Raw genomic sequence first — 7673 nt, 5'->3', positions numbered from 1 at the left:
CGCGCGCCGTCAGGGCGAAGGCGAGCGTCACCGGCGCCAGGGCTTGTTCCAGCGTGCCGTACACCCGGGCCCGCTCCAGCACGTCGGTGGCGCCGCTGGCCAGCGCGAGGGCGTCCGGGTGGCGGATCACGTCCTCGTGGCGGGGGGCCACCAGCACCAGTTCGGAAAAGCCCATCGTCTTGATGGCGCGGGCCGCGGAGCCCACGTTTCCGGGGTGGCTGGGCTGCACCATGATGAAGCGGACGCGAGAAAATGCCTGAGTCATTTAAAATGCCATGTTTGGCTTAGTGCCTTCCTGGTTTTTGGGCGCCTTCCCGGTTGGGGCGGCAGGGCCCGCGGGAAGGCGGCAAGCGGCTATTTCACCGCATTCTTACGGAATTCTATGCACCCGATGCTCAACATCGCCATCAAGGCGGCCCGGCGTGCCGGCACCATCATCAACCGTGCCAGCATGGATTTGGAACGTATCAGCGTGGCTCGCAAGGGGCCGCGCGATTATGTCACGGAAGTCGATCGCGCCGCGGAGGAGTCCATCGTGGAGACGCTGCGCGCCGCCTATCCCGACCACGCGGTGCTGGGCGAGGAATTCGGCCTGCAGGGGCCGGACCAGGCCGAGTTCCAGTGGATCATCGACCCGCTGGACGGCACCACCAACTTCATCCACGGCCTGCCCAACTACGCGGTGTCCATCGCCCTGACCCAGCGCGGACAGGTGACGCAGGCCGTGGTCTACGACCCGTCGCGCAACGAGCTGTTCACCGCCAGCCGGGGCAGCGGCACCTTCCTCAACGACCGCCGCGTGCGCGTCTCGGGCCGCACCCGCTACCACGAGGCGCTGCTGGGCGCGCACTGGCCCAACTCCAGCGACCCCGAGCAGGGCTCGGCGCGCTTTCGCCAGATGGCCGAAGGCAGCGCGGGCGTGCGCCGCCTCGGCGCCACCGTGCTGGACCTGGCTTACGTGGCCTGCGGCCGCCTCGACGGTTTCTGCGGCGTGGGCCTCAAGCCCTGGGACCTGGCCGCGGGCAGCCTGCTCGTGCTCGAGGCCGGCGGCCTGCTGGCGGATTTCCAGGGCGAACAGGACTGGATGGACTCGGGCAACGTCCTGGCCGCGAGCCCCAAGGTCTTCACGCAGATGCTCAATGCGCTGACCCCGCCTTCGGCGGCCTGACGCATCGGCGCATGGGGTCCGCAAGCGGCGGGCTCCATGCGCGCGGCCGGCGGCATCGCGCGCCGGCCGCCGCGCTTCTTGCCATCGGCCGCCGCCCGAGCCGCCGCCTCTCTTTCTCCTGCATAGGGATGAGGCGCGTTACCGGCGTGTCATGGAATTTCCATGTACGATTATCGGTCGCATAACTTCTGGAGCTCCTGATGGAGTGGCTGCTGGACCCCGCAGCGTGGGTCGGCCTGCTTACCCTGGTCGTTCTCGAAATCGTCCTGGGCATCGACAACCTGATTTTCATTGCCATCCTGGCGGACAAGCTGCCTCCCGCGCAGCGCGACCGCGCGCGCATCATGGGCCTGTCGCTGGCGCTGATCATGCGGCTGGGCCTGCTGTCCCTCATGTCGTGGCTGGTCACGCTGACCCGGCCGCTCTTTTCCATCGGGCCGTTATCGCCCTCGGGCCGCGACCTCATCCTCATGGCCGGCGGCCTCTTCCTGCTCTTCAAGGGCACCATGGAGCTGCACGAGCGCCTGGAGGGCGGCCAGCACGCCGGCGCCTCGGGCCCGCGCGTGTACGCCAGCTTCTGGGTCATCGTGACGCAGATCGTGGTGCTGGACGCGGTGTTCTCGCTGGATTCGGTGATCACCGCCGTGGGCATGGTGGATCACCTGGCCATCATGATGATCGCGGTGGTGATCGCCATCGGCATCATGCTGCTGGCTTCCAAGCCGCTCACCCGCTTCGTGAATGCGCACCCCACCGTGGTGGTGCTGTGCCTGGGCTTTCTGCTCATGATCGGCTTCTCGCTGCTGGCGGAGTCGTTCGGGTTCAAGGTGCCCAAGGGCTACCTGTACGCGGCCATCGGGTTTTCGGTGGCCATCGAGGCGCTCAACCAGGTGGCGCGGCGCAACCTGCTCAAGCTCGACGCGCGCCGCCCCATGCGCGAACGCACCGCCGCGGCCGTGCTGCGCATGCTAGGCAAGCGCCCGCCGGCCGACGAGCCCGACCTGCCCAGCCAGGACGGCCCCACGGCGCCGGCCTTCGGGGTGGAAGAGCGCAACATGGTGAGCGGCGTGCTCACCCTGGCCGAGCGCTCCATCCGCTCCATCATGACGCCGCGCATGGACGTCTCCTGGATCAACATCGACGACGACGCGGAAACCATCCGCCGCCAGCTCACCGAGGCGCCGCACAGCTTTTTCCCCGTGTGCCGGGGGTCGCTGGACGAGGTGCTGGGCATCGGCCGCGCCAAGGATCTCATCGCCGACCTCATCACCGAGGGCCGCGTGCGCCGCAACCGGCTGCGCGACCCCATCATCGTGCATGAGTCCATCGGCATCCTGCGCCTCATGGACACCCTCAAGCGCTCGCGCGGACAGCTCGTGCTGGTGGCCGACGAGTTCGGCGCCATCGAGGGCCTGGTGACGCCCATCGACGTGTTCGAGGCCATCGCCGGCGAGTTCCCCGACGAAGACGAGATGCCCGACATCGTCGCCGACGGCGACAACACCTGGAAGATCGACGGCGCGGCCGACCTGCATCACGTGGAGCAGGTGCTGGAAACCGAGGGCCTCGTCGACGAGGCGCAAGACTACTCCACCCTGGCCGGCTACCTGCTGTCGCGCTTCGGCCACCTGCCCAAGCCGGGCGATGCGTGCGAATACGAAGCCCATCACGAGCATTTCCGCTTCGAGGTGCTCGAAATGGACGGCCGCCGCATCGCGCTGGTGCGGGTCGAGAAGCGGCCCGTGGAGCCGCTGGACGAAGACGCCGCCCTGGCCAATGACTAACCGGAAACGCCCCGACCGTGACTGACGCCGCTCTCTATCTCATCAAGGCCTGCATCCTGGGCATCGTGGAAGGACTGACGGAATTCATTCCCGTCTCCAGCACCGGCCATCTCATCCTCGTCGGAGACTGGCTGAACTTCGAGTCCAGCCAGGGCAAGGTCTTCGAGGTGGTGATCCAGCTCGGCTCCATCCTGGCGGTGATGTGGGTGTTCCGCGCGCGCCTGGCCAGACTCATCGGCGGCACGCTGCGCGGCGACCGCACCGAGGTGGCGTTCACCCGCAACCTGCTCATCGCCTTCCTGCCCGCGGCGGTGGTGGGGGCGGTCTTCATCAAATCGATCAAGCAGATCTTCTACCACCCCGCCGTGGTGGTGGTGACGCTGGTGCTGGGCGGGCTCATCATGCTCTACGTGGAGCGCCGCACGCGCCACACGCCGGGCGACGTGCCCGGCGCGGCCGATGACACCGCTTCCGACGAGCACGCCACGGCGCGCAGCCTGGAGCAGATTTCCTGGAAGCAGGCCCTGGGCGTGGGCGTGGCGCAGTGCCTGGCCATGATTCCCGGCACGTCCCGCTCCGGCGCCACCATCATCGGCGGCATGATCGCCGGCATCCAGCGCAAGACCGCCACGGAGTTCTCGTTCTTCCTGGCCATGCCCACGATGCTGGGGGCGGCGGCCTACGACATGTACAAGAACATCGACCTGCTCACCCGGCACGACCTCGCCGGCATCGCCGTGGGGTTCGCGGCCGCGTTCCTGAGCGCCATGGTCGTGGTGCGCGCGGTGCTGCGCTTCGTGGCCAACCACACCTACCGGGTGTTCGCCTGGTACCGCATCGTGTTCGGAGGGGTGGTGGCGGCGTGGATCTTCACGCGCTGAGCGGCGTGAACGCGTGGGCCCGTCTTCGGCGGGCCAGCCCGTCGGGGCCGGCCCGCCGAAGACGGGCCATGTCCGGCGTCTATTCCTGCTCGAGATCGTAGAACTGCGGACCGTCGCGGTCGATGACCAGCCAGCCGCCGCGCGGGGGGCGGGCGTGGTCGCAATCCCAGTCGGGCAGCACCCAGCGTTCGCGCTTCTTGCCGTCCACGTCCAGCACGTGGCGCGCCGGCCGGTGGGTGTGGCCATGCACCAGCATGGTCACGCCGCTTTCGCGGAAGATCCGCTCGATGGCGCTGGCGTTGACGTCCATGATCTCCATCGATTTCATCTGGTTGGCCGCCTGGCTTTCGCCGCGCGCCTGCTGCGCCATGGCCAGGCGCTCCGGAATGGTCTTGGCCAGGAACTCGGCCTGCCATTGCGGGTCGCGCACCATCTTGCGGAACTGCTGGTAGGCCGCGTCGTCGGTACAGAACTCGTCGCCGTGGGTCAGCAGCACGAGGCCGTAGTCGGTTTCGAGCAGCGCGGGCTCGGGCAGCAGGCGCGCGCCCAGCGCATCGGCCAGCTCCTGGCCCATCAGGAAGTCGCGGTTGCCGCGGCCCAGCCATACGGGAATCTTCGCGGCCGTGTCGCGCAGGGCCTGGAGGGCGCGGGCCATCCAGGGCGGCGCCGCGCGGATCATGTCGTCGCCGATCCAGGCGTCGAAGATGTCGCCCGGCAGCAGCAGGGCCGACGCCTCTTCGGCCGCCGCGCCCAGGAATGCCAGGAACGCCTCCGACGTGGCCGGCGTGGCCGGCCCCAGGTGCACGTCCGAAGCCAGCCAGACCGGTCCGGAAAGGCTGATCTTATTCAACGACTTCGGCCTTCTCGATGACGACGTCCTCGTTGGGGACGTTCTGGTGGAAGCCCTTGTTGCCGGTCTTCACGCCCTTGATCTTGTCCACCACCTCGGTGCCTTCGGTCACCGCGCCGAACACGGCATAGCCCCAGCCGTTGGGGGTCGGGGCGGTGAAGTTCAGGAAGTCGTTGTTGGAGACGTTGATGAAGAACTGGGCCGTGGCCGAGTGCGGGTCGCTGGTGCGCGCCATGGCCACCGTGTACTTGTCGTTCTTCAGGCCGTTGTTGGCCTCGTTCTCGATGGGGGCGTGCGTCTGCTTCTGCTTCATGCCGGGCTCGAAGCCGCCGCCCTGGATCATGAAGCCGTCGATCACGCGATGGAAGATCGTGCCGTCATAGAAGCCTTCTTTCACATAGGTGAGGAAATTCTCGGTGGTCTTGGGCGCCTTGGCGGCGTCCAGCGTAATGACCATGTCGCCCATGTTGGTGTGAAGCTTGACGCGGGGATTGGTGCTCATGGATTGGTTGCCTTCAGAGGGAGAAGTGGAGGAAGCGGCCGCGGGAGCGGCGCTGACGAAGGCTGGCGCGAAGGCGGCCAGCGCGAACGAGCACGCCGTCAGGCGCAGCAGGTGTAGCGGGGAGGTGCGAGACATCATTTCCGTTCTTTGTCCTTCAGCATGGTTTCGACTTCCCGGGCCTTGTCCTGCGCGCCGGGCACGCCTTCGGAGGCGGCCTGCTTGTAGGTGCGCAGCGCCTGCAGCATCTGCAGATCGCCCAGGTTGGCCCGCGCGGCGGAATAGTTCGGGTCGGCGCGCAACGCCATCTTCAGGGCGTCCTGCGCCTTCTCGAGCTCGCCGCGGCCTGCATATAGAGCGCCCAGGTTGTTCCAGGGTTCCGGCAGCTCGGGAAACCGGGTGGTCATTTCGGTGTAGAGGTCGATGGCCTCCTGGGTGCGGTTCAGCGCGGCCAGCGCGCGGGCGTGCTGGAACATGAGCTGCACGTCGGTGCCGCGCTGGTTCTTGATCTGCGCCTCGCGCTTTTCGATCAGGGCGAGGGCTTCGTCGTTCTCGCCCCGGTTGAGCAGGCGCTCGATATGGTCGGTGATCTGCGAGGGCGTGGGGTCCAGGCGCGTGTCCAGGCTCGGCTTGACGGCCTCGAGCAGCCGGGCCAGCCCTTCCCAGCCGCCTTCGGGCGGAATGGGGTCGAGCTTGGTGCGCGTGGCATTCGGATTCTCGCCGGAACCGCCGGCCATGGATTGGGCACGGGGGGCGGCGGCAGGCGCCGCCGCCAGCAAGAGCGCGAGCAGGGTGGCGCAGAAACGCGGCGTTGGAGTCACGTGGGCATCCGTTAAAAGTCCGGGCCCGCGGGCGCATTCACGCGCCGGCAGGCCGCTTGCTATACTTGACGACCGCCATTTTAGCCTCGTATGCGCTTTTGGCCTTGCGCCTTTGCCGGCGGCGCCCGCGAGCCCGGATCGGCGAAGTTTGTCCCGGCAGCCGGCCTGGCGGTTTGTCCCGGCAGCCGGCCTGGAAGTCGGCCCGAAATTTTGACGGATGCGCGCACGGGTGTTCCAATGCGCGTCTTTCAATATGTCTCGTTCCGTGCGCGGGCGTATGCCCGGCTCGCCGGGCACGCCGGAGCCGGGGCCGCTTTCGCCCCGTCCATGCCTCGTCCATGCCCTGCGCGGGGACGCGGCGGGCGCGGTGGGCGGGGGCCGGCTGCGGACCACGGCAGGCGCCGGACCGGCGCCGCCGGCACGGAAAAACACTTGGACTGATCCTCGAGCGCCATGCTGCAAATCTACAACACGTTATCGCGTACCAAAGAACCCTTCAAACCGGCGCACGCCGGCCAGGTGCGCATGTATGTGTGCGGCATGACGGTCTACGACTTCTGCCACCTCGGCCACGCGCGCATGCTGGTGTCGTTCGACGTGGTGCAGCGCTGGCTGCGCGCCAGCGGCTACGACGTGGATTACGTCCGCAACATCACGGACATCGACGACAAGATCATCCGGCGCGCCGTGGATACCAATCGCCGCATCGGCGAGGTCACCGCCTTCTACATCGACGCCATGCACGCCGACGAGCGCGCGCTGGGCGTGGCCCCGCCGGACCGCGAGCCGCGCGCCACGCAGTACGTGGGCGAGATGCTCGACATCATCGGCAGGCTGCAGGCCAACGGCCTGGCCTACCAGGCCGCCGACGGCGACGTGAACTACGCCGTGCGCGGCTTCGCCGGCTACGGCAAGCTGTCCGGCAAGTCGCTGGACGACCTGCGCGCGGGCGAGCGCGTGGCGGTTGATTCGTCCAAGCGCGATCCGCTGGACTTCGTGCTCTGGAAGGCGGCCAAGGCCGACGAGCCCGAAGACACCAAATGGGAGTCGCCCTACGGGCTGGGCCGGCCGGGCTGGCACATCGAGTGCTCGGCCATGAGCCGCGCGCTGCTGGGCCTGCCGCTGGACATCCACGGCGGCGGCCCCGACCTCAAGTTTCCGCATCACGAGAACGAGATCGCGCAGACCGAGGGCGCCTTCGGCGGCACGCTGGCCAACGTGTGGATGCATTGCGGGCCGCTCATGGTGGACGCCGACAAGATGTCCAAGTCGCTGGGCAACTTCCGCACCATCCGCCAGACGGTCGCGCTCGAAGATCCCGCGGCCGACCAGGCCGAATACCGTGTGAACCCGCGCGAGGCCGAGATGGTGCGCTTCTTCATCGTGCGCAACCACTACCGCAGCCCGCAGAACTACACGCCGGACAATCTCATCGACGCCCAGAACGCGCTCGACCGCCTGTACCAGGCGCTGCAGAACGTTGCGCCGGACGCGCAAGGCATCGACTGGAACGAGCCCCAGGCCCAGGCCTTCAAGGCCGCCATGGACGACGATTTCAACAGTTCCGGCGCCGTGGCCGCGCTGTTCGAGCTGGCGTCCGAGGCCAACCGCGGCAAGCGCGCGCGCAGCGCCGGCCAGCTCAAGGCCCTGGGCGGCCTGCCTGGGCCTGC

Annotated in this window: 8 protein-coding genes; 4 read left to right on the top strand and 4 right to left on the bottom strand. The window is 68.0% G+C overall.

Annotation, left to right across the window (positions count from 1 at the left end):
- A partial coding sequence (locus AD428_RS19535; RefSeq protein WP_160318608.1) for a TrmH family RNA methyltransferase occupies window positions 1-265 on the bottom strand: 265 nt, incomplete at its 3' end.
- A 117-nt stretch (window positions 266-382) separates the two neighbouring features.
- Here AD428_RS19535 and AD428_RS19530 point away from each other — a divergent pair.
- The 3 genes from AD428_RS19530 to AD428_RS19520 all read left to right on the top strand — a co-directional run bounded on the left by AD428_RS19530 (window position 383) and on the right by AD428_RS19520 (window position 3833).
- Entirely contained in the window at window positions 383-1168 is a 786-nt protein-coding gene (locus AD428_RS19530; RefSeq protein WP_053246294.1) for an inositol monophosphatase family protein, read from the top strand.
- A 200-nt stretch (window positions 1169-1368) separates the two neighbouring features.
- Window positions 1369-2952, top strand: coding sequence for a TerC family protein (locus tag AD428_RS19525; RefSeq protein ID WP_053246293.1), 1584 nt, complete (start codon window positions 1369-1371; stop codon window positions 2950-2952).
- Window positions 2953-2969: 17 nt separating this feature from the next.
- Window positions 2970-3833, top strand: a complete 864-nt coding sequence (locus tag AD428_RS19520; protein WP_053246292.1) for an undecaprenyl-diphosphate phosphatase — start codon at window positions 2970-2972, stop codon at window positions 3831-3833.
- A 79-nt stretch (window positions 3834-3912) separates the two neighbouring features.
- Here the strand turns inward: AD428_RS19520 and AD428_RS19515 are convergent, their stop codons facing one another.
- From AD428_RS19515 to AD428_RS19505, 3 genes are all read right to left on the bottom strand, one after another.
- Window positions 3913-4683, bottom strand: coding sequence for a UDP-2,3-diacylglucosamine diphosphatase (locus tag AD428_RS19515; protein WP_053246291.1), 771 nt, complete (start codon window positions 4681-4683; stop codon window positions 3913-3915).
- Window positions 4676-5185, bottom strand: a complete 510-nt coding sequence (locus AD428_RS19510; protein WP_053246295.1) for a peptidylprolyl isomerase — start codon at window positions 5183-5185, stop codon at window positions 4676-4678. Before AD428_RS19510 ends, AD428_RS19515 begins: the two co-directional genes overlap by 8 nt.
- Window positions 5186-5319: 134 nt before the next feature.
- A complete protein-coding gene (locus tag AD428_RS19505) occupies window positions 5320-6003 on the bottom strand; it encodes a tetratricopeptide repeat protein (protein ID WP_053246290.1) in 684 nt (227 codons plus the stop codon).
- 453 nt (window positions 6004-6456) lie between these two features.
- On the opposite strand from AD428_RS19505, the gene cysS reads away from it, so the two are divergent.
- Window positions 6457-7673, top strand: a 1217-nt coding sequence (gene cysS, locus AD428_RS19500; RefSeq protein WP_053246289.1) for a cysteine--tRNA ligase, incomplete at its 3' end; no start/stop codon positions are given.

This window comes from Achromobacter sp. DMS1 (assembly GCF_001270295.1).
This window is presented reverse-complemented; position numbering and strand designations above follow the sequence as displayed.

Excerpts from the sequence above, each read along its gene's own strand:
- AD428_RS19510 (WP_053246295.1), bottom strand. The coding sequence starts at position 5,185 with ATGAGCACCAATCCCCGCGTCAAGCTTCACACCAACATGGGCGACATG.
- AD428_RS19530 (WP_053246294.1), top strand. The coding sequence starts at position 383 with ATGCACCCGATGCTCAACATCGCCATCAAGGCGGCCCGGCGTGCCGGC.
- AD428_RS19525 (WP_053246293.1), top strand. The coding sequence starts at position 1,369 with ATGGAGTGGCTGCTGGACCCCGCAGCGTGGGTCGGCCTGCTTACCCTG.